The organism is Flavobacterium celericrescens, assembly GCF_011392075.1.
Classification (GTDB): domain Bacteria; phylum Bacteroidota; class Bacteroidia; order Flavobacteriales; family Flavobacteriaceae; genus Flavobacterium; species Flavobacterium celericrescens.
The window spans coordinates 19,146-42,908 of sequence record NZ_JAAJBV010000009.1; the positions used below are offsets into that span (position 1 = coordinate 19,146).

Genomic DNA, 23,763 nt, shown 5'->3' on the forward strand with positions numbered 1-23,763 from the left:
AGCATGACAATGAAATAAAATTATTAATTTGTAATTGATGAATTGCGTTTAGCTTCTTCAGCTTTTATAAAATCTAATTCTTTTTGAGCTTCAGCAGTAACATCTTCAAACTCGGTAAAATTATCAATTACACTTTGCAAAATTTCTGTAGCCTGAAAACTATCTTCTAAGCTAAAATAATTTTTCGCCATAATGATTAATGCTTTGGAACCAAAATATTTATATCCCGAATAATCCACCGCAATTTTTTCCACTACTTTGTTTGAAGCATCAAATTTTCCTTCTTTATTTTTGAAATAAGCATCATAATATAACGCTTCTGCTTTTAATTCTCCTTTTGCTATTTTATTTAATTTATCATAAGCTTCTTTTGCTTTTGCTTCGTCGTTTGTTTTTATAGCTGAACGTGCAACAATGATTTGCGCATCACTTTTTATTCTGTCTTCAATCTTATCATTTTTCAAAACCTTATCAGCATAAACCACTGCGTTTGCAAAATCTTCTTTTTCATAATATGATTTCATCAAATTAGACTGTGCATAAGTAGTATTTTGAGGAAACTCTGCTTCTGTTTCTAAACGTTGTAAAACAGGAATGGCACTGTCATAATTTTTAGCTTTTAAATGTACTTGACACAATCGTGCTAAAGCTTGTTCTGTAAATTCATTACGTGGTTTTGAAATTACAAATTCATAGTGTTTTATGGCATTGTTTTCTAAATTATCTGCAAAATACAATTGCGCCAAATAGAAATTAGCTTTTAGTGCGTGTAATCCATTTGGAAACTTACTCACATAACTTGTAAAACCAGAAATAGCTTGTTTGGCATTGTTTTGTAAATATTGTTTTTCGGCTGATTCGTAGGTATCGTTATCCAAATCTGCGTTTGAAACCTCAACAAAAGAAAGAGTTTTTACCCAATCAGCATATTCATCTACTTTTCCATTATCAACATAAATTAAACGAGCTGTTGAAACTGCTTCTAAAGATTCTGGAGAGTTTGGATATTCAGCCACAACTTTTTTAAATTTCACTAACGCTTGTTCTTCTTTATTACCGTTATAATAAATCAATCCTTGCTTTAAAATTGCCTTAGCAACATATGAACTTGATTTATAGTTATTAATCAATTTATCATAGGTTATAATCGCATTACTATCTTGGTTTTGATTCACATAAGTATTTCCTAATTCGTACAAAGCATCATCGGCATATTGTGAAGTTGCGTATGCTTTTGCAAATTTTTCTAAATCTTCAATTTTCTTGTCTGGTTTATTCACAAAACCATAACTAATTCCTTTTTGAAACGCTGCATAATCTGAATCTACGCTTTTCATGTCGATAACTTTATTATAAGCATCCATTGCTGGCCAATATTTTGCAGAAATAAAATTACAATCAGCCAAACGCAAATACGCATCGGTCAGACGAATTCTATCCTCTTTTTGTGAAGTGGTAAAATCTCCAAAATATTTAATTGCATTATCATATTCTTTTAATTTAAAATACGCATACGCTAAGTTGTAATTTGCGTTTTTGTATTCGGGTGTGGTTGCCGCTTCTGTAGCATTTAAAAATTGTAAAAAACTTAATTTTGCTTCTTCAAATTGGTCTAAATTATATTCTGTTTCGCCTTTCCAAAATATAGCTCTTGCTGAAAATTTTGCATCTTTATTTTCAGCGATTGATTTTTTAAATAACGAATATGCTCCTTTAAAATCACCATCGGTGTATAATTCTAAACCTCTGTAAAAAGTTACTTTTTGATACGCTAATTTGTTTTCTGGTGATTTATTTTTTTCTAATAATGATAATGCTTCTTTATAGTTTTTTGATGTGATGTACGAACTAATCAATAACGTATTAATCTCTTGTTTATAAGAACTATTTGGATATTTTGCTAAATAAGCATTCATGATTTCAGGAACCGATTGGTATGGGTTTCCAATTTCATAACTCAATTTTGCATAATTCAAATACGCATCTTCTTGAATTTTTGCATCAAACTCCATTTCTGAAGCTGTTTTAAATGCATTTAAAGCTTGTTGTTTTTTATCAGTTTTTAAATAACTTTCCGCCAAGTGATAATATGCATTTTGAGCTACAGCATCATTTCCTTCAATGATTTTGTTGAATTGAGCTATTGCATTTTCATAATCTTTTTGTTGGTAATACGCATAACCCAATTGGTAAAAATCTGTATTATTCCATTTGCCTTTTTTTCCTTTATAGTCTAATAAATAAGGTAATGCCTTGTCGTATTTTTTTAAATTGAAATAACTTTCTCCAATAATTTTAGACAATTCACTTTTTTCATCTGCTCTTGATTTTGGCATTTGCGCTTCACCTAAATCAATTGCTTTTTGAAAATTACCCAATTTAAAGTTCATATCAGCTTGAAAATAACCCATTTTTTCTTTGTATTTGTCTTGATCTGATACTTGCTCAAAATATTCATTAGCACTTTTATAATCATCGGTTTCATAAGACATATAACCTAAATAGTATTTTGCCTGACTTCCAAAAGTTTTGGAATTTACTACCATATTGAAATATTTGGTAGCTTCTTTATTGTTTTTAGCAGTAAAATAAGCATACCCTTTTTGAAAATTATATTTTTCTTTATCTGCTTGAGACATTGAATTTGAATCGGCTTTATCAAACCATTCTAACGATTTTGGGTAATTTCCTTCGTCAAAATAATAATGTGCCACTTCGATATAAGCTTGATTTGTTTTAGTACTTGTTGGGTAGTCTTCAACAAATGCTTCTACCAAAACGTCGGCTCCCATTTGGTTTAAACGAATAGCGCAATTTGCAATATAATAAGCACAATCAGCTTCCACCTCTTGATTGTGTGTTTTGGTTTTTACTTTATCAAACAATATTTGTGCTGCTTGATATTGTTTATCTTTATACAATTCAATTGCACGATTAAATTCGCTTAAATCATGCGTGTAAACAGAAGATTGCTGTGCTAAAAGTGTTCCTGAAAAGAAAACTACTAGAAAAGAAAGTTTTAAATACTTTATCATTTGATGCGCTATTTATAAGTTTCAAATATAAGGCTTATTACAAGTATAAACGAAGCTTCTTAACATATTATTGTACTATTTTTGAACATAGTTTTTAACCAAACACACTATTTTTTACCGAAAAGCAATTAAAATTTTGAAACCGAACCATAAGTTATTACTTTTACATTTTAAAATCTAAATTAACTATGTCAGAAGCAGTTCTATCTTTAAAAAACGCAACTATTTATCAAGATAAAAATCCAGTATTAACCGATGTAAATATCGAAGTTAAGCATGGTGAATTTCTATATTTAATTGGTAGAACAGGTTCCGGAAAAAGTAGCTTCCTTAAAACACTTTATGCTGATTTAGCCTTGACTGAAGGAGAAGGTAGTGTGGTAGACTATGATTTAGCAACACTTAAAGAAAGTGATATTCCTTATTTAAGAAGAAAATTAGGTGTAGTTTTTCAAGATTTTAAATTATTGCCAGACCGCAGCGTTAAAGACAATCTATTATTTGTTTTGAAAGCAACGGGTTGGTCTGAAAAAGAAGAAATGGATACTAAAATTGAAGAAGTTTTAGATAAAGTGGGTATGAAAGGTTTTGCACCAAAAATGCCACATCAATTATCTGGTGGGGAACAGCAAAGAGTAGGAATTGCTAGAGCACTACTAAACGACCCTGAATTAATTTTAGCTGACGAACCAACAGGAAACCTTGACCCACAAACTAGTGTGGAAGTTATGGAAGTGCTTAGAAAAATTAATGCTAACGGAAAAACCATTTTAATGGCCACACACGATTATGCATTAGTATTGAAATATCCTTCAAAAACATTAAAATTTGAAGGCGGAAAAATGTTTGAAGTAGTCCAAAGAACGGTGTAAATGCTGTCGATTTTAATTCCAATATATGATTATAATGCTTTTCCTTTAGTTGAAGAACTTTATAAACAATGTATTGAATGTAAAATAACCTTCGAAATTCTATGTCAAGATGATGCTTCTAGATCTCCATTAAATAAATTAAATGATGAGATAAATTCTATTCCAAATTGTTCTTTTATTGCTTTAGAAAAAAATCTTGCTCATAGAGAAAATAGAAACTTATTAGCCAAAAGAGCTCAATATCCCTATTTGCTTTTTCTTGATGGAGATTCAGTAATTATAAACCCTAATTACATAAAAACCTATTTATCAAACTTAGGCAATTATGATGTGATATATGGTGGTAGATTGCATCCCGAAAATTGCCCATCAGAACAACAAACTTTGCGATGGAAATACGGAAAATTTATTGAAGACAAATTAGCCGTAGAAAGAAAAAAAGAACCTTTTAAATGTTTACTTTTTAACAATACCATCATTTCAAAAGAATGTTTTAACCAAGTTAAATTTGATTCAGAGATTACGCTTTACGGCCATGATGACACACAATTATCATATCAATTAAGCTTGCTGAAACCATCTGTAAACCATATCGATAACCAAGTTGAGCACGGAGATATCGACACGAATGAAGCTTATGTGGGTAAAACAAAAAACAGTATAAAAAGCTTGATGTTATTAGTAGGCTCGAAAAAAATTGAAGCAAAGTATGTTAGGTTATTACAACTTTACAACTTCTTAAATAAAACAAAGCTTAACACAATTGCCGCATTATTTTATCGCATTTTCAAAACAGTAATGATAAAAAATCTGGTTTCAAAAAATCCATCACTATTAATTTACAACCTATTTCGGGTAACTTATATGTGTTCAATCAAACAATAGTATGCCATTTCTATCAGTAATTATACCACTCTATAACAAAGAGTTATACATTCAAAACACATTAACAAGTGTTTTGAATCAAACTTTTACTGACTTTGAAATTATTATTGTTAATGACGGATCAACAGACAATAGTCTTGAAATTGTTTCCCGTTTCAAAGATGAGCGAATTATTATAATTAATCAGCAAAATTCGGGAGCTTCTTCAACAAGAAACAAAGCCATTCAACATGCTCAAACGGATTATATAGCTTTTTTGGATGCTGATGATTTTTGGTTCCCGAATCATTTAGAAGAATTGGTTAAACTTATCCAAGCTTTTCCAAATTGTGGTATGTATTGCAGTCGATACCAAACTGTTATTGCAAAAAATCACACAATCAATAATAGTTTTTCATACAGTTTTCCAGACTCTTTTAGCGGAATTATACCTGATTTTTTTAAAGCTAGTTTAGTGAATAGAGTTGCTACCTCATCTTCGATAATTGTTCCAAAACATATTATTTTAGAAAACGACGGATTTAATACCGCAATTTCTAGTGGGCAAGATTTAGAACTTTGGACAAAAATTGGTATCAAACATAAAGTAGCTATTAATAACACAATTTCTGCTATTTATCATTTTGAAACACCAAATTCATTAGCAAAGACAGCAATTACAAAAAAAACATTGATGGATTTTTCTCAGTTTTTAACTGCTGAAAAAGAAAATAAAAGCTTGAAAGAATTTTTAGATATTCATCGTTTAGAATATGCCTTACAATATAGAATTGCTGGTGATATTGAAAATTCCAAAAACTTTTTAAAAAATATTACTTCAAATATTCCTCTGAAGACAAAAATTTTACTTTCAATACCAAGTTTTGTTTTGCGTTTACTATTAAAAACAAAACATCTATTAAAAAAATATGGTGTTGATTTTACAGTCTATCACTAAGATTTGGACTCTTGAAATTCTTGAAATTCTCTGATATAATCCTCTTCAGAAAACACATCAGAAGCAATTACCAAACAAACCGCACCTGAAGAAAAGTTTTTTAATTCGCGCCAAATGCCGTTAGTAATCAATAACCCCTGAAAAGGTTTGTTTAACGTAACTACATTTTCTTTTTGACCATCATTCAAAATAACATCAAAACTTCCTGAAAGCGCAATTAAAAATTCTTGTTGCTCAATATGTGAATGCCCACCTCGCTCGGCACCACTAGGTACATCATACAAATAATAAACGCGTTTAATTTCAAAAGGAACTACATTATTTTCAATAACCGAAAGATTGCCTCTTGGATCTTCGATTTTTGGAATGGATAATAATTTACAATTTTGTAGCGTTGACATAAGCTTTTTTACCTTTTTGTGCTTGTTTAAATAAATGAACAACTTCTGTAAAATTAATTTTACTTTGTTTTAAATCAAAAATCAATTTCAAAGCTATCCAAAATAAATACATTTTACCAAAAATTCGATAAAAAACTGCACTTTGAGCAAAATAAATTTTCGAAATAGCGGTTTTATGCCCTGTAGTTACTTGCGAATGTGACAAAATTTGTTCTGGAACAAATCCAACTTTTAAACCACTTTTTATTACATCAGAAACAAAGATTGCTTCCTCGCCCATGTAGAAATTTGTTCCCAACCCAAAATTTTCATCAAATTTTATTGCTACTCTTTTTAAACTATTATTTTTAAAAACTAATTCAACAGAAGAAGTATTCAAAATTTCAAATTGCGATAATTTAGATTGAAATGTCGTAGGATATTTCTTAGCCAAATTACCTTTCCTGTTTAAAAATTGAAATCGAAAACCATCGAAATTTGTATGGGTATTAAACGAATCTAAAATATTAGCCTCAAAATTTTGTTTAAAAATAATATCATCATCTGTAAAAATCAATAAATCTTTTGTTGCATTTTGAAGTGCTAAATTTCGACTTTTCGATAAGCCCTTTTCAAACACATTAAAAACCTTTATCTTCTCATTATCAGAAACTAAAAATTTATTTTCATCCGTTTGATTAACGATTAAAATATTGAATTGTGAAAAATCAGAAAACAAAAACATTGCTTCCAAAAAATCAAAATTGCTTTGATTCATGGTTGCAACTAATATTTCTATGTCTGATTTTTGATACATTTTTAGCAATTATACTATATTTACACAAAGATAGGAAATTAGAAATCAGAATTTAGAATTTAGGACTATTACATGAAAATACTTTTGATAGGCGAATATAGTCGTTTACATAATTCTTTAAAAGAAGGATTGATGGCGCTTGGCCATGAAGTAACAATTGTGGGTTGTGGCGATAAATTCAAACAATTTCCAGTAGATTTTTCTATTTATGCTCGAATTTGTAACGATAATAAAATTGCTAACTTTCTATTTAAAAGCATTCGAAAAGTAATTGGTTTTAACCTTGAAAAAATTGAAAAAGCTATTCGTTTTTATTTGCTTTTATCAAAATTGAACCATTATCAACATGTGCAATTAATCAATTCTGATGCACTAGAAACGTATCCGATTTTATCTCGTTTTTTGTATAAAAAATTATTCCAAAACATACAAAGTAGAAGTTTACTCGTTTGTGGTGATGAAACTCCTATCATAGATTATTTATTTAAAAAAGAGTTTAAATATTCCGTTTTAACACCTTATTTTGAAGACAATTCAATTGAAAAAGAATTTCAATTTCCGCTGAAATATAGGAATAAAAATTACAGAAAAACCTTCAATTGGCTTGTCAAAAATTGTCAAAACTTAATTACTTCTGACTTAGATTATGAAATTCCGATGCAAAAAATGGGGTTTCAAACCACGTTTATTCCCAATCCAATAAATACTGATAAAATTACTTTTCAAAATATTGGAATTACTGATAAAATTGTAATTTTCCTGGGAATAAATCGCTTAAGTTATTCTAAAAAAGGAATTATTTACTTTGAAAAAGCGTTGGAAATTATTCGAGAAAAATATGCCGATAAAATAGAAATTATTGTTTCCGAAAATCTACCGTACAGCGAATATATATCGACATACAATAGAGCACATATTTTATTAGATCAAGTATTTGCTTATGATCAAGGCTATAATGCACTGGAAGCTATGGCAAAAGGAAAAGTGGTTTTTACAGGTGCAGAAACAGAATTCTTGAATCAATATCAGTTACAAGCAGACGATGTTTGCATCAATGCTAAGCCAAATGAAAATGAAATAGCTAAAAAACTTTCGTTCTTAATCGAAGACCCAGAAAAAATCAACAAAATTTCTAAAAACGCTCGAAAATTTATAGAAAAAGAGCACGCTTATAAAATTATTGCTGAAAAGTATTTTACGAGTTGGAATTAAATTCATTTAACATATTGATTAGGTTTATTTAACAATATTCCTCAAAATTTGATGAATAGTAGTGTTAAAAAGAAAAAAAATTTGGTTAATAACCGTTTTTATCATACTTTTAACTTGTTATAAAACTTATAAGCCTATGAAGTTGAATTGTATTGTTGTAGATGATAGTGCTATCCAAAGAATTACTATCACAAAGCTAGTAAACGAATCAACCTTATTGAACTTGATTGGTGATTTCGCAAATGCTTTAGAAGCTAAAAATTGTATTAATAATAATACGATTGATTTGATATTTCTAGACATTGAAATGCCTTTAATCAACGGATTTGACTTATTAGATGGATTAAAAACTAAACCTCAAATTATATTTATTACTTCAAAAGCTGATTATGCTGTTAAAGCTTTCGATTATGAAGCTACAGATTTTCTTCAAAAACCAATTTCAAAAGAACGTTTTACTAAAGCAGTAAAAAAAGCCACTGAATTACACGCACTTCGCTATGAAAATCATGAAGAACAAGGTGAAAGTATTGTAATTAAAAGCAATCTAAAAAAGCTAAAAGTTTATGTTTCAAGAATTAAATGGATTGAAGCTTATGGCGATTATATCAAAGTAGTTACTGATGATGAAAGTCATTTAGTTTTATCAACTATGAAAGGTTTTGAAAAAGAACTTCCACCAGGTAAATTCATTCGAGTACATAAATCATACATTATCAACTTGGATCGAGTTGAAAAATTCAATAGCAAATTTGCTGAAATTGGAACTACAAAAATTCCATTGAGCAGAAATAAGAAAGAAGAAATTGTAAAAGCAATTGAAAATTCTTAATACACATCTACATTTATTGTAACCTTAATAGAACGATACTGCGGAATAGCCTCAAAACTGTTTCGCATTTTGTTTATGATTGTTTTTGTTTGTCCTAAATTTGAATTCACAGGAATTTTCACCATAATTGTTCTTATATATTCATTACGAATTCTATTAATTGCTGGTTCTTCCGGACCTAAAACAGGGATTGGTAAATTTTGGGTCAATACGTTGTAAAACCAAAGCGAACCTTCTTTCAACTTATCAAAATCACGATGTTTTAAAGTCAACTTTATCAAACGATAGAAAGGCGGATATTTAAAATTCTGGCGCTCATAAATTTGCTCTTTATACATTCCTGCATAATCATTACCTAAAACCTGCTGAATGGTGTTATGAAAAGGATTAAATGTTTGAATTAACACTTTTCCTTTCTTTTCTGAACGTCCTGCCCTACCCGAAACTTGTGTCATCATTTGAAAAGCTCTTTCGTAAGCTCTAAAATTAGGCTGATTTAACAAATTATCAGCATTTAGAATTCCAACTAAGGTTACATTGTCAAAATCCAAGCCTTTGGCAAGCATTTGAGTTCCTACCAAAACATCAATTTCACTATTTTTAAACGAATCAATTATTTTTTCAAAACCAAATTTACCTCGAGTGGTATCTTGATCCATTCGTCCAATGTTTTTCTCAGGAAAAAGCGTCTTCAATTCCATTTCGATTTGCTCAGTTCCAAAACCTTTGGTAGTTAAATCAACTGATTGACAACTATGACAATGCGTAGGATTTGCAATTGAATAACCACAATAATGACAACGCAATTGATTTTTGAATTTGTAATACGTCAAACTCACATCGCAACTTGGACAATGTGGCACATGACCACACGTCATACATTCCACATAAGGTGAAAATCCTCTACGGTTTTGAAACAAAATAACTTGCTCACCATTAGACAACGTTTCGGTAATTGCTTCCAGAAGTTCGTCTGAAAAATGCCCGGTCATTCTTTTTCTAAAATACTTATCTTTTATATCAATTAACAAGATTTCAGGCAAAACCACATTTCGAAAACGTACTTTTAATTCGGTTAAACCGTATTTTTTGGATTGTACATTATAAAAAGATTCTAAACTTGGAGTCGCACTTCCTAAAAGCACTTTGGCGTTATGTTGCTTTGCTAAAACGATAGCTGCATCACGTGCATGATAGCGTGGAGCTGGATCGTGTTGTTTATAGGTTTGCTCATGTTCCTCATCTACAATTATACACCCTAAATTTGAAAACGGCAAAAACAAAGCACTTCTAACACCAATAACCACTTTAGCTTTTGGCGAATTTTCTAATACTTGATTCCAAACTTCAATACGTTCATTATTGGAATATTTTGAATGAAAAACAGCAACTTCGTTTCCAAAATAAGCTGTTAATCTTTGGACTAACTGTGTAGTTAAAGCAATTTCAGGCAGCAGAAATAAAACTTGTTTATCTTGTTGCACATATTGTTCTAAAAGTTTGATGTAAATTTCTGTTTTTCCAGAAGCTGTAACGCCTTGTAATAAATTTACATCAAAATTCTTAAAATTAGTTTGAATACTATCAAAAGCTTTTTGCTGTGGTGCACTCAACTTGAAATGACTATCATCTTCTTTATCGAAAGTGACTCTATCTTGTGCGATATAATATTCTTCGAAAATGGTTTTGTCTACTAAAGATTTTACAATTGCAGCTGAGCTTCCAGAAGTTTCGATTAGTTTTTTTACTGAAATGGGTGCTTTCTCTCGTGCTTGTAATTGGAAATAATGTAATACCAATTCGCGTTGCTTTTTTGCTTTGGATAATACTTCTAATAATTCGGCTAATTTATCTTGTTGTAGAAATTCATCCTGTAATTTGATGTAGCGAACTAATTTCGGTTTGTATTGTTCCGAAATTTCTTCTTGCAACACTAAAGCTCCTTTTGCTAACAATCGATTGATGATTGGGAAAACCGTTTTCTTTCCCAAAATTTTAATCACATCTTGAACTGTAATTGATGATTGACTTTTTAAGGCTTCCAAAATCAAATATTCGTCATCTTTTAAGTCATTTGCATCGATTTCAAGGTTTTCTTTAGCCGAAATAATGGTTTCGCTTTCTAAAATATACCCAGAAGGCAACGCACTTCTAAATACTTCTCCCAACGAACACATATAATAAGAAGCAATCCATTTCCAATGTTCTATTTGGAATGAATTAACTACTGGTTTTTCATCTAAAATCTGATGAATTTCTTTGGCTTGATATAATTGTGGTGGCGTATTATTTTTTTCTAGAACTAATGCGGTATAAATCTTAGTTTTTCCAAACGGCACAGCTACTCGCATTCCCACTTGAATGTAGTTAAATTCTGCTTCCGAAACCTGATAAGTAAAGGTTTTTGAAACCGCCAATGGCAAAACGACTTCGATAAAATACAACATAGAACAAATATAGTTTGAAAAAGAGAATAGAGAAAAGAAAATAGAAAAAAGATGCCTAGTTTCATTCAATAAAAAAAGCGCCCTCAATGAGAACGCTTTTACTATTATTTATGTGTATGGAATTATTTTCCTAACATTTCGTTTTTCAAATCTGCATCTGCTGGTTTATCACATAACCAAATTCCGAATAACGCTTTTTTGAAATCGTGTCCTTCGATAGTTCCTTTTTTAACACCATTTTTATACACTACAATTCCTTCATTTGGAACATTAATGATAATAAAAATATCGCCTTTTTTAATTTCTTCTTTAAAGAAACCTTTGAATTTATCAATTTTAGCTTTTAAAGGTGCCGTTTTTTTGTTAGTCGAATTTTCAAAACCTTCATTAATAGCAGAAACCATTTTATCTGAAGTAATCATTCCTGAAATAATATTTAATTTTATTGCTCCAGCTTCTTTACTATCTATGATGTCTTTTGCACTTGAACTCTTTTTTGGTAAATATAAAGAACCGACATACAAATCAATCCACATTTTTTCTCTTGTACCCGCTCCGTTTAAAACCAAATTTTGCCCTTCTAAAGACATTTTACCATCCACTTTAACTCCTGAAACAGTTTCTTGTGCATTAACCGAAAATGTGGTTGCAATAAGAACTAAAAATGTAATAATTTGTTTTCTCATAATAATTTGTTTTAAATTTTGTTAAATATATAAATTTTTTCTTTTTAATTTAGAAATAGTTGCATTTAGTTCGAAACCTAATAATAAAACCATGCAGTTAATCCAGATGTAAAACATTAATACAAGAAGTGTACCAATTGAACCATACAATTCGTTATAACGGGCAAACTTTTCGACATAGACACCAAAAATATAAGAAGAAATAATGATTAAAATGGTCGTAAAAACCGCACCATAACTAATAAATGACATTTTTGAAGTTTCTTTGGTTCCAAATTTATACAAAATGGCTGTCGTTATTAAAATCATTAAAACAACGAAACCATACCTACTCCATTCAACCAAATAAACATCGTTTACATAACCGCTAACATTGATTTTATGAATGATAATTTCAGAAATTACGATAGCAGAAACGGTAATAATTAAAATCAAAGAAAGTGAAAGTGCTATTGCTAATGATATAAAATACTGTCTAAAAAATCCTCGTGTTAATGTAATGTGCTCAGACATTTCAAAACCACCTAAAATAGCATTGATTCCATTAGTCATTAATAATATTGACAACACAAAACCTGACGACAACAATCCTTGATGACTATTATTCATAATATCACTAATAATTTGAGCAATTGCATCATATGTATTAGGCGGAACTCCTTCTTCTACGAATTGTAAAAAATCTTTTTGAAAATTTTCTAACGGAATATAGGGAATTAAATTCAAAATAAATAAAGCGAATGGAAACAAAGCCATAAAGAAACTAAATGCTACCGCACTGGCTCTGTATGAAAATGCTCCTTTAAAAATTCCAATTACATACAATTCCAAAATATCGTACAAAGAAAGTCCTTCAAACGATTTTGGTTTTATAGTTTTCCCAAAAGCAACTAATTGCTTAACAACTGGAATTTTATTGAGTTTATTTTCAATTTCTTCTGACATCTAATCAATTGCTTTTAAACTTAAATCCATATTATACACCGAATGCGTTAAAGCTCCCGAAGAAATATAATCAACACCACACTCCGCATAGTTACGAATAGTTTTTTCGTTAATATTTCCCGAAGATTCTGTCAATGATTGATTTCCAATCATTTCCACTGCTTTTTTAGTAGTTTCGTAATCAAAGTTATCTAATAAAATACGATAAACTCCTCCACTACTTAAAATTTGCGCTACCTCATCTAAATTTCTGGCTTCAACAATAATTTTCAAATCCTTGTTCTGATCAACTAAATATTGTTTTGTTTTAGCAATAGCTTGCGGAATACCACCTGCAAAATCAATATGATTGTCTTTTAACATAATCATATCATATAAAGCAAATCTATGATTTTCGCCACCTCCAATTTTTACTGCCCATTTCTCAATAGCACGAATTCCTGGCGTAGTTTTACGAGTATCTAATATTTTTGTTTGAGTTCCTGCTAATAAATCAACAAACATTTTAGTCTTTGTTGCAATAGCACTCATTCGTTGCATCGAATTTAAAACCAAACGTTCTGCTTTCAGTATAGACTGCGAACTTCCAGAAACGTGAAAAACTACATCTCCATATTTTACTGTTTCGCCATCATTGATAAATGTTTCTACTACCATGCCTTTATCTACATAATCGAATATCATTTTGGCAAATGCTACACCGGCAATAATTCCATTGTCTTTAACTAACAACTTTGCCTTACCTTCTGCTGTTACTGGAATACATGCTAACGAACTATGATCGCCATCGCCAACATCCTCACGAATAGCGTTGCTTATAATGAGTTCTAATTCTTTTTGAAACTGTGCTTCTGAAATCATATGCTATAATTGAACTGCTAATGTAAGAATTCCTTTGTTGTTTTAAAAATTTATAAAATGATAAATCACTCATTATACCAAGATAATTTCAGTTTAGTATATTCAAAAAAAACATATTTTTAAATAAAAACGATTTTACCCCCTAAAAAAATAGGGTATAATTTATTATTTGACTAAATATTATTATATTTGCATAACTTTTCAAGGGTTTAACTTTTAAAAACACAACTTTATGTCAACATTTCGCTTTCAAGCTTTAAGAAAAGCAACAGACAGAAAACCAGTTCATGTAGAAGAATTGGACAGAAAATCAGCTATTTTTGGTAGTAATGTTTTTAACGACAAAGCAATGCGACAATTTTTAACACCAGAAGCTTACAAAGCCGTTAAAGCAGCAGCAGAAGGTGTAAAAATTGATAGAAAAATAGCAGACTATATTGCTTTAGGAATGAAAGAATGGGCTTTATCAAAAGGTGTAACACATTATACACACTGGTTTCAGCCATTAACAGGAACTACTGCTGAAAAACACGATGCTTTTTTTGAAACTTTTCCTGATGGAAGCGATCCTGTTGAAAAATTTGGAGGAAGTCAATTAGTACAACAAGAACCAGATGCATCATCTTTTCCAAATGGAGGAATACGTAACACATTTGAAGCTAGAGGATATACTGCTTGGGATCCAACATCACCAGCTTTTATTTTCGGAACTACATTATGTATTCCAACGGTTTTTGTATCATATACTGGAGAAGCACTAGATAACAAAACACCTTTATTAAGAGCGCTACATGCTATCGATTCTGCAGCTATTGATGTGGCTAAGTATTTTGACAAAAATGTAAAAAGAGTAACACCAACTTTAGGTTGGGAACAAGAATATTTCTTAGTAGACACAGCTCTAGCAAATTCAAGACCTGACTTATTAGCAACTGGAAGAACTTTATTAGGACACACTGCCGCTAAAGGTCAACAATTAGATGACCACTATTTTGGTTCAATTCCTACACGAGTTTTAACGTATATGCGTGATTTAGAAAACGAGTGTATGTTATTAGGAATTCCTGTTAAAACCCGTCACAACGAGGTAGCGCCAAATCAATTTGAATTAGCACCTATCTTTGAAGAAATCAACTTAGCAGTAGACCACAATTCATTATTAATGGATGTAATGCAAAAAGTTGGTGAACGTCATGATTTTAAAGTATTATTCCACGAAAAACCTTTCAAAGGAGTAAATGGTTCGGGTAAACACAATAACTGGTCTTTAGCTACAGACACAGGAATTAACCTATTAAGTCCTGGCAAAACACCAATGAGCAACTTACAATTCTTAACATTCTTCATTAACACAATTAAAGCGGTTCATGATCACGAAGAATTATTAAGAGCTTCAATTGCTTCAGCAAGTAACGACCACCGTTTAGGAGCTAACGAAGCGCCACCAGCAATTATTTCGGTTTTCATCGGACAACAATTGACAAAAGTTTTAGCAGAACTAGAAGGTGTTTCTAAAGGAAAATTATCTCCAGAAGAAAAAACAGATTTAAAATTAAACGTAGTAGGAAAATTACCAGACGTTTTATTAGACAATACAGACAGAAACAGAACATCTCCATTTGCTTTCACAGGAAACAAATTTGAATTCAGAGCGGTTGGTTCTTCTGCAAACTGTGCGGTTTCTATGACGACTTTAAATACAATTGTCGCAAAGCAGTTAAAAGATTTCAAAAAAGAAGTTGATACTTTAATTGAGAAAAAAGATTTAAAGAAAGACGAAGCTATTTTCAATGTCTTAAGAGAATATATCAAACAAACTAAAGCTATTCTTTTTGAAGGAGACGGTTATAGCGAAGCTTGGGAAAAAGAAGCTAAAAAACGTGGTTTAAGCAACCACAAAACAACACCTCAAGCATTAAAAGCAAAAGTTTCTAAAAAAGCAATTGAATTGTTTGGCGAAATGGGCGTAATGAACCATGTTGAAGTGGAAGCGCGTTACGAAATTGAGTTAGAAGAATACGTGAAAAAAATCCAAATTGAAGGAAGAATTTTAGGTGATATAGCTCGTAATCATGTGGTTCCAACAGCTATTCGCTACCAAAACGTATTAATTGAAAACGTAAAAGGTTTAAAAGAAATTTTCGGAAAAGACTTCGAGAAAATTGCTAAAGAACAAATCTCGTTAATCAAAGAAATTTCAGAACATATCGAAGGCATTAACACGAAAGTGGAAAAAATGACCGAAGAACGTAAAAAAGCAAACGCCTTAAACAGCACAGAAAAAATGGCCGATGCATATTGCGATAAAGTAAAACCATACTTCGAAGAAATTCGTTACCATGCTGACAAATTAGAATTGTTAGTAGACGACGAACTTTGGACACTAACAAAATACAGAGAATTGTTATTTACGAAGTAATTTCATTTAAATATTTCTTAAAACCTGTTCTATTGAGCAGGTTTTTTTTATTTTAGATAAAAATTTACAACGATGAGAAATATTGTCTTCCTTTTTATATTAATACACTCAATATCATTTAGCCAAAACAAGTTTACGGTGTATTTTGATACGGATTCACACCAATTACAACTTTCGGAATTAAATAAATTAGATAATTTCTTAAAAAATAAAGATGCAAAAATCCTTAAACTTATTGGCTACTGCGATTATCGTGCATCAAATGGTTACAACGACACTTTGGCGTCCAATAGAGCTAAATTTGTAAAAGGAATTATTGAAAAAGTTACTGACCAAAAACAAATCGAAATCGAAAGTAAAGGTGAAAATTTCAAACAAAATTCCAATTTAACCTTAAACCGAAAAGTTGAAATTTATTACGAAGAAATTCCAAAAAAAGAAATCGAAGCAGCCGCAACAAATGACTTGAACAACCAAGTTATTACTGCAAAAGTGGGTGATAAATTGGTATTAAAAAACTTGTATTTTTATAATCGCTCTGGAGTTTTCAGACCTGAATCTAGACCAGTTCTTGAAGAGTTATTAGCAGTTATGAAAAAACATCCAAAACTAAAAATTGAAATCCAAGGTCATATTTGTTGTCAAGAAGGAACCGATATTGAAAACACATCAGAAGTTAGAGCTCTTGCCGTTTATAATTACCTAAAAGCCAACAATATTGACCCTAACAGACTTAGTTACAAAAGTTTTGGAAGTACAAAACCAATCCATAAAATTCCAGAAAAAAACGAAGAAGAAAGAAATGAAAATCGCAGAGTAGAAATTCAAATTATTGAAAATTAACTTTGGCATACTTTTATATGTATTAAATTTGTTGTTAATTCGTAAAAAAGTTAAAAATGAAGATTGCCTTTTCAATTCTATTTTTCTGCTATGGTTTTTGTGTTTTTGCACAAGAAAAATTTACGGTGTACTTTGATTCCGACAAGTTTGATTTAACCCAAAAAGAAAATAAACGATTGCAAGAGTGGATTACACTAAATCCAACCTCAAAAATACTTACAATGGAAGGCTTTACAGATGAAGTAGGTTCGAATGGATATAACGACACTTTATCTAAAAAAAGAGTAGATTTTATATATAATTTAGTTCAAAACAAAGTTGCTATTCGTGAAGATTTTAAAAGTAGAAGTTTTGGTGAAACACAACAAGTTTCAAAAATAAAAGCAGAAAATAGAAAAGTAATCATTTACTATTTATTGGAAAAAGATTTATCTAAAGAAAATGAAATTTTAGGCATCAAAGAGGAAATCATAGAAGAAGTCATTATTCCGGAAAATGCTACACTTGAAGAAAAAGTAAAACTGGCAAAAGTGGGTACAAAAATTGTCTTAAAAAATATTAATTTTTATCAAAACACCTTTGCAACGGTTCCAGAATCACAAGGCGCTATGTACGATTTATTATATGTGATGCAAAACAATGAAGGACTTAAAATCGAAATTCAAGGGCACATTTGTTGTATTGATAAAGATTACCGAAATTTATCGGCTGATAGAGCCAAACAAATTAAACGTTTTTTAGTATATAATGGCATTCCACAACACCGCATTCAAACTAAAGGTTTTGGTGTTTCGCAACCAATTTACCCTATCCCAGAAGCAAGTGAAGCCCAAGCTGCTGCAAACAGAAGAGTAGAAATTGAAATTTTAAGTAAATAAGAATATGAGAAAATATTTTCCTTTTTTAGTCATTATTATTGCATTTTTAAATACCAATTGTGACAAATGTGTTGAAGGTGATCTTGTAGCGCCTGCTTCCATTTTTGTAGAAATTCTTGATGAAACTTCTTCTGAAAATGTATTTGAAAATGAAACATTTACTGCTACACAAATTTCAATAAAAGATGCAGAAGATGTAGCCGTTCCTTTTAATTTTATTCCGAATACCAATCAAATTCAAATATTTCCAAACACTGAAAATTTAACTGGAAATACATTCATTATCACTTTAAACAACGAAACTACATCAACTATTGAGGAAATTACAATTACTCATGATGTAACAGCTAAAGAGCAAGAATGCTATACCACCTATAAAATTGAAAATGTTCAAGTCCCAAATAATACTTCTGAGTTAATTGATGGTATTTATGTAATAAAAATTTAAGAATTTCTAAATTCAAACTTCTAAATTCTAAATTTTAAAACTATCTTTGCGGCACAACAACAACACACGACATTCATGAGTTCTGATACGAGCAAACGCTACAATTTAAGAGGAGTTTCGGCTTCTAAAGAAGATGTGCACCAAGCTATCAAAAACATCGACAAAGGCTTATTTCCACAAGCATTTTGTAAAATTATCCCTGATTATTTAACAAACGACGACCAATATTGCATCATTATGCACGCTGATGGCGCAGGAACAAAGTCTTCCTTAGCCTATATGTATTGGAAAGAAACAGGCGATATTTCAGTTTGGAAAGGAATTGCTCAAGACGCTTTAATCATGAATATTGATGATTTATTATGTGTTGGAGCAACGGATAATATTTTGCTTTCATCAACTATCGGAAGAAACAAAAATTTAATTCCTGGCGAAGTTATTTCTGCTATCATCAACGGAACGGAAGAATTAATATCGGAATTAAAAAATCACGGAGTTACTATTCATTCAACAGGAGGTGAAACTGCTGATGTAGGTGATTTAGTTCGAACAATTATTGTAGATTCAACAGTAACAGCTCGCATGAAACGTGCAGATGTGATTGATAATGCGAATATTCAAGCTGGTGATGTAATTGTAGGTTTGGCTTCTTTCGGTCAAGCTACTTACGAAAAAGAATATAATGGCGGAATGGGAAGCAACGGCCTAACTTCGGCTCGTCATGATGTTTTTGCCAAATATTTAGCTGAGAAATATCCAGAAAGTTTTGATGCTTCAGTTCCAAATGAATTGGTGTATTCAGGTCAAACTAAATTAACTGATGCTGTTGGAAATAGTCCAATTGACGCTGGAAAATTAGTGCTTTCTCCAACAAGAACATACGCTCCTGTTATCAAAAAGATTTTATCAAAATACAATTCAAATCAAATTCACGGAATGGTACATTGTAGTGGAGGAGCACAAACAAAAGTGCTTCACTTCGTAGACAATGTTCACGTGATTAAAGATAATTTATTTCCAGTGCCACCTTTGTTCCAATTAATTCAAGAACAATCAAAAACTGATTGGAAAGAAATGTATCAAGTGTTCAATTGTGGTCACCGCATGGAATTATACGTTCCTGCAGAAGTAGCACAAGATATCATCGAGATTTCAAAATCATTCAACATCGACACACAGATAGTAGGAAGAGTAGAGAAATCTGATAGCAAGAAATTAACAATTACATCCGAATACGGAACATTTGAATATTAATCTGTAGAGACAAGTCATGACTTGTCTTTCTGCTTTTAATGAAATTAAAATTTACAACACAACAACAATAAAATGCAACACAACGTATTAATTTTAGATTTCGGTTCGCAATACACCCAATTAATTGCCCGAAGAGTAAGAGAATTAAACATTTTCTGCGAGATTTTTCCATTCGATAAAATTCCTTCAGATTTATCATCATACAAAGCTGTAATCTTAGGTGGAAGTCCATGTTCTGTTCGTTCTGAAGAAGCGCTTCACCCAGATTTATCTCAAATTCGAGGTAAAATGCCATTGTTAGCCGTTTGTTACGGAGCACAATATTTAGCGCATTTTTCAGGTGGAGAAGTTGCGGCTTCTAACACAAGAGAATACGGAAGAGCGAATCTTTCTTATATCAAAGAAAACGAAGTGTTTTTAGAAGGTGTTTCTGAAAATAGTCAAGTTTGGATGTCACATTCGGATTCTATCAAGAAATTACCAACTAATGGGGTAATGATTGCAAGTACAAAAGACGTAGCAAACGCAGCTTATAAAATCGAAGGCGAAACGACTTATGCGATTCAATTCCACCCAGAAGTATACCATTCAACAGATGGAAAACAAATGTTGGAAAACTTCTTAGTGAAAATTGCTCAAGTGCCACAAAATTTCACACCAAATGCTTTCGTTGAAGAAGTTGTTGCCGAAATGAAAGCTAAAATCGGAAATGATAAAGTAGTTTTAGGACTTTCTGGTGGTGTAGATTCTACTGTAGCGGCGGTTTTATTAAACAAAGCTATCGGTGAAAACTTATATTGTATTTTCGTAAACAACGGATTATTACGTAAAAACGAATTCCAAAATGTACTAAATCAGTACAAAGGAATGGGATTAAATGTAAAAGGCGTTGATGCTTCGGCACGCTTTTTGGATGCGTTAGCTGGGTTAGATGATCCAGAAGCAAAACGAAAAGCTATTGGAAAAGCGTTCATTGAAGTTTTTGATGATGAAGCACACCAATTAACCGATGTAAAATGGTTAGGTCAAGGTACGATCTATCCAGATGTTATTGAATCTGTTTCAGCTACTGGCGGACCTTCAGCAACTATTAAATCGCATCATAACGTAGGCGGATTACCTGATTTTATGAAATTGCAAGTAGTAGAACCTTTACGAATGTTATTCAAAGATGAAGTTCGTAGAGTTGGAAGAAGTTTAGGAATTGATGAAGAATTATTAGGACGTCATCCATTCCCTGGACCAGGATTAGCGATTCGTATTTTAGGAGATATTACACCAGAAAAAGTAGCTATTTTACAAGAAGTAGATGCAGTTTTTATCAACGGATTGAAAGAGCACGGTTTATACGATAAAGTTTGGCAAGCTGGAGCAATTTTATTGCCAGTGAATAGCGTGGGCGTTATGGGAGATGAACGCACATATGAAAAAGTAGTAGCATTACGTGCTGTAGAATCAACCGATGGAATGACCGCAGATTGGGTACATTTGCCGTATGAGTTTTTAATGAAAATTTCTAACGAAATCATAAACAATGTTAGAGGTGTGAATAGAGTTGTATATGACATCAGCTCAAAACCACCAGCAACTATTGAGTGGGAATAGATTAAAGTTAATAACAATATGATGGCAATTACAAGTTTCGATTCAGATTTTTAGTACATTTGAATTGAATTTTGAAATTGCCATTTTTTATTTTTTTACAATGAAGAAAGTATTTTTTATTTATAGTTTTTTATTTGCTTTTGCAGTACAAGCACAAATCAAACATGTGGTCGCAAAAGGAGAATCTGTATATCAAATCGCAAAAAAATATCAAGTCACACCTTATGATATTTACCGATTGAATCCAGATGCTGAGAATGGAATTCAAGAAAATACCACTTTATTAATTCCAAAGGCAGGCTCAAATTCATCAGGCATTACACATAAAGTAGTTGCAAAAGAGACGCTTTTTAGTATTTCAAAAAAATACAATGTTGCTGTTTCAGATATTGAAAATTGGAACAAAGAAGCTTTAAAAGAAGGATTAAAAATAGACCAAGAAATTTATGTTTCAAAACCTTCTGCTACAAACAAAACTATTGCTAGCAAAGAGATAAAACCAGTTGATGTTGTTAAAGAAGAAAAAGTAAAAACTTCAACTTCAACTTTTTCACATACAGTTGTTGCACAAGAAACCAAATACGGTATAGCTACAAAATACGGACTTTCTGTTGAGGAATTGGAAAAATTAAATCCGCAAATAGTGGAAGGATTGAAAGTAGGCGAAATTTTAAAAATCAAAACTACTCAAGAAAAGAAAGTTTCAATTGTAGGAAAAGGACAATACGAAGTACAACCCAAGGAAACATTGTTTAGCTTGTCTAAAAAACTAAATGTTTCGCAAGAAGATTTATTGGATTTGAATCCAGAATTAAAAGAAGGTCTTAAAGAAGGAATGGTTTTAAATATCCCTTCTAGAAAAATCACAAGAGATTCTATTTTTTCTGCAAAATCAAAAGTTGATTTATTAAAAACAGTTGATAAAACCTCTCAAAAAGAGTTGGTTTTATTTCTTCCTTTCAACATTAATAAAATAGAAAACGATTCATTAAAAACTAAAACAGAGCATTTAAAAACGAATAAATTTTTAAACTTAACTTTAGATTTTTACGCTGGAGCATTAATGGCAATAGACTCTGCAAAAGTATTAGGATTACCCGTTAATATAAAAATCTATGATGTTGAAAGTTCAAAATATTCATCTAATGTAGCTTCGATAATTACAAAAAACGATTTTTCAAAAGTAGATGCTGTTATTGGCCCATTTCAAAATTCACATGTTGAAAATACGGCACAATTACTTTCAAAATATAATATTCCAGTTATTTCTCCTCTTTCAAAAGAAAAAGGATTAGCACTGCCAAATTTATATTATGCAATTCCTTCAGAAGAAAAATTAAAAGCCAACTTATTTACTCATTTCAAAGAAAAAAACGGTAATGTAGTAGCAATTATTAGCACCAAAAAAACCGCTTCTAGAGATTATTTAACTTCTAATTTCCCAGAAACTAAATTGGCAACTTTTAATGACAAAGGTGCTTTAGATATTGCTAATCTTAAAACTCAATTAGTAAAAGGGAAACCAAATTTTGTAATACTAGAAATTGAGAAAGCTGGAACAATTCTGAGTATTACCAATACATTAAAGAACTTACAAAAAGAATATGAAATTCAATTAGTGGTTTTTGAAGTGTATGATGCGCTAAATTTTGAAGAAATTCCAATTAAAAATTTAACCGCTTTAAAAATGATGTATCCTTCGGCAAACAAAGTAATTACAACACCCGAAGAATTTATCTTTGCAAAAGAATTTAAAAAAGACAATAACATTTCACCAAATACTGCTGCAATAAAGGGTTTCGACATAACTTTTGACACTATTTTACGTATTTGTCAAGAAGAAGGTTTTGTGGATTCCGTTTCAAAATACAAAACAGAATATGTTGAAAATAGTTTTGACTATTCGAACGAAAACGGAGCAAACAATAACAATGGATGTTATTTATTATATTATGACAACGATTTAACGATAAAACAAGTACAATAATGGCAACTTCAAAAGTGACATATTTAGGTGATTTACGCACCTCTTCGATACATTTACAATCAGGTTCAGAAATTATTTCAGATGCACCGCTAGACAACAACGGAAAGGGAGAAGCCTTCTCTCCAACCGATACCGTAGCCAACGGATTAGCTAGTTGCATGTTCACTGTTATGGGAATCAAAGCACGAGATTTAGATGTAGATTTTTCAGGTTCCACCGCAGAAGTAACCAAAATCATGGGAACCGAACCAAGAAGAATCACAGAAATTCACGTAACTTTCCACTTCTCCATTAATCCCGATGAAAAAACAAAAACCATCTTGGAAAGAACTGCTATGACTTGCCCTGTTTTTTATAGTTTGCATCCTGAGATTAAAAAGGAAATAGTTTTTAATTGGAAGTAAATAGATAAAAGAACAA

Annotated in this window: 20 protein-coding genes; 13 read left to right on the forward strand and 7 right to left on the reverse strand. The window is 31.1% G+C overall.

Annotation, left to right across the window (positions count from 1 at the left end; translation table 11 throughout):
- Window positions 1–23: 23 nt before the first annotated feature.
- Window positions 24–3,035, reverse strand: a complete 3,012-nt coding sequence (locus G4L40_RS11220; protein ID WP_166237291.1) for a tetratricopeptide repeat protein — start codon at window positions 3,033–3,035, stop codon at window positions 24–26.
- A gap of 188 nt (window positions 3,036–3,223) precedes the next feature.
- Here G4L40_RS11220 and G4L40_RS11225 point away from each other — a divergent pair, with 188 nt between their 5' ends.
- Genes G4L40_RS11225 through G4L40_RS11235 form a run of 3 tightly spaced genes read left to right on the forward strand, consistent with a single transcriptional unit; the run spans window position 3,224 to window position 5,729 of the window.
- On the forward strand, window positions 3,224–3,907 hold the full coding sequence (locus tag G4L40_RS11225) for a cell division ATP-binding protein FtsE (protein WP_166237292.1): 684 nt from the start codon (window positions 3,224–3,226) through the stop codon (window positions 3,905–3,907).
- The gene (locus G4L40_RS11230) at window positions 3,908–4,792 is read left to right on the forward strand and encodes a glycosyltransferase family 2 protein (protein WP_166237293.1); all 885 of its coding nucleotides are present in this window, start codon (window positions 3,908–3,910) and stop codon (window positions 4,790–4,792) included.
- A 1-nt stretch (window position 4,793) separates the two neighbouring features.
- Window positions 4,794–5,729: a glycosyltransferase family 2 protein gene (locus tag G4L40_RS11235; RefSeq protein ID WP_166237294.1), complete on the forward strand. Its 936-nt coding sequence runs from the start codon at window positions 4,794–4,796 to the stop codon at window positions 5,727–5,729.
- On the opposite strand, the gene G4L40_RS11240 is transcribed toward G4L40_RS11235, so the two are convergent.
- Window positions 5,726–6,130 carry a sugar 3,4-ketoisomerase gene (locus G4L40_RS11240; RefSeq protein ID WP_166237295.1) on the reverse strand — a complete coding sequence of 135 codons (405 nt, stop codon included), beginning with the start codon at window positions 6,128–6,130 and terminating at the stop codon, window positions 5,726–5,728. The two genes, G4L40_RS11235 and G4L40_RS11240, sit on opposite strands and share 4 nt — an antisense overlap.
- Entirely contained in the window at window positions 6,108–6,926 is an 819-nt protein-coding gene (locus G4L40_RS11245) for a glycosyltransferase family 2 protein (RefSeq protein WP_166237296.1), read from the reverse strand. Before G4L40_RS11245 ends, G4L40_RS11240 begins: the two co-directional genes overlap by 23 nt.
- Window positions 6,927–6,998: 72 nt before the next feature.
- Here G4L40_RS11245 and G4L40_RS11250 point away from each other — a divergent pair, with 72 nt between their 5' ends.
- Together G4L40_RS11250 and G4L40_RS11255 are read left to right on the forward strand one after the other, a co-directional pair.
- The gene (locus G4L40_RS11250; protein ID WP_166237297.1) at window positions 6,999–8,138 is read left to right on the forward strand and encodes a glycosyltransferase family protein; all 1,140 of its coding nucleotides are present in this window, start codon (window positions 6,999–7,001) and stop codon (window positions 8,136–8,138) included.
- A gap of 136 nt (window positions 8,139–8,274) precedes the next feature.
- Window positions 8,275–8,970 carry a LytR/AlgR family response regulator transcription factor gene (locus tag G4L40_RS11255; protein WP_166237298.1) on the forward strand — a complete coding sequence of 232 codons (696 nt, stop codon included), beginning with the start codon at window positions 8,275–8,277 and terminating at the stop codon, window positions 8,968–8,970.
- On the opposite strand, the gene priA is transcribed toward G4L40_RS11255, so the two are convergent.
- The 4 genes from priA to nadC form a co-directional block, all read right to left on the reverse strand.
- A complete protein-coding gene (priA, locus tag G4L40_RS11260; protein WP_166237299.1) occupies window positions 8,967–11,417 on the reverse strand; it encodes a replication restart helicase PriA in 2,451 nt (816 codons plus the stop codon). The genes G4L40_RS11255 and priA overlap by 4 nt on opposite strands.
- Window positions 11,418–11,539: 122 nt before the next feature.
- On the reverse strand, window positions 11,540–12,103 hold the full coding sequence (locus G4L40_RS11265) for a chalcone isomerase family protein (RefSeq protein WP_166237300.1): 564 nt from the start codon (window positions 12,101–12,103) through the stop codon (window positions 11,540–11,542).
- 21 nt (window positions 12,104–12,124) lie between these two features.
- Entirely contained in the window at window positions 12,125–13,048 is a 924-nt protein-coding gene (locus tag G4L40_RS11270; protein WP_166237301.1) for a YihY/virulence factor BrkB family protein, read from the reverse strand.
- Entirely contained in the window at window positions 13,049–13,909 is an 861-nt protein-coding gene (nadC, locus tag G4L40_RS11275) for a carboxylating nicotinate-nucleotide diphosphorylase (RefSeq protein WP_166237302.1), read from the reverse strand.
- A 232-nt stretch (window positions 13,910–14,141) separates the two neighbouring features.
- On the opposite strand from nadC, the gene G4L40_RS11280 reads away from it, so the two are divergent.
- The 8 genes from G4L40_RS11280 to G4L40_RS11315 all read left to right on the forward strand — a co-directional run bounded on the left by G4L40_RS11280 (window position 14,142) and on the right by G4L40_RS11315 (window position 23,747).
- A complete protein-coding gene (locus tag G4L40_RS11280; protein WP_166237303.1) occupies window positions 14,142–16,328 on the forward strand; it encodes a glutamine synthetase III family protein in 2,187 nt (728 codons plus the stop codon).
- A 72-nt stretch (window positions 16,329–16,400) separates the two neighbouring features.
- Complete coding sequence (locus G4L40_RS11285; RefSeq protein WP_166237304.1) at window positions 16,401–17,171, forward strand: OmpA family protein; 771 nt, start codon at window positions 16,401–16,403, stop codon at window positions 17,169–17,171.
- Between the two features lie 56 nt (window positions 17,172–17,227).
- Window positions 17,228–18,049 carry an OmpA family protein gene (locus G4L40_RS11290; RefSeq protein ID WP_166237305.1) on the forward strand — a complete coding sequence of 274 codons (822 nt, stop codon included), beginning with the start codon at window positions 17,228–17,230 and terminating at the stop codon, window positions 18,047–18,049.
- Between the two features lie 4 nt (window positions 18,050–18,053).
- The gene (locus G4L40_RS11295) at window positions 18,054–18,497 is read left to right on the forward strand and encodes a hypothetical protein (protein ID WP_166237306.1); all 444 of its coding nucleotides are present in this window, start codon (window positions 18,054–18,056) and stop codon (window positions 18,495–18,497) included.
- 75 nt (window positions 18,498–18,572) lie between these two features.
- Complete coding sequence (locus G4L40_RS11300) at window positions 18,573–19,751, forward strand: AIR synthase related protein (RefSeq protein WP_166237307.1); 1,179 nt, start codon at window positions 18,573–18,575, stop codon at window positions 19,749–19,751.
- 72 nt (window positions 19,752–19,823) lie between these two features.
- On the forward strand, window positions 19,824–21,356 hold the full coding sequence (gene guaA / locus G4L40_RS11305) for a glutamine-hydrolyzing GMP synthase (RefSeq protein ID WP_166237308.1): 1,533 nt from the start codon (window positions 19,824–19,826) through the stop codon (window positions 21,354–21,356).
- A gap of 100 nt (window positions 21,357–21,456) precedes the next feature.
- Window positions 21,457–23,343: a LysM peptidoglycan-binding domain-containing protein gene (locus G4L40_RS11310; RefSeq protein ID WP_166237309.1), complete on the forward strand. Its 1,887-nt coding sequence runs from the start codon at window positions 21,457–21,459 to the stop codon at window positions 23,341–23,343.
- Complete coding sequence (locus tag G4L40_RS11315) at window positions 23,343–23,747, forward strand: OsmC family protein (RefSeq protein ID WP_166237310.1); 405 nt, start codon at window positions 23,343–23,345, stop codon at window positions 23,745–23,747. Before G4L40_RS11310 ends, G4L40_RS11315 begins: the two co-directional genes overlap by 1 nt.
- Window positions 23,748–23,763 lie beyond the last annotated feature (16 nt).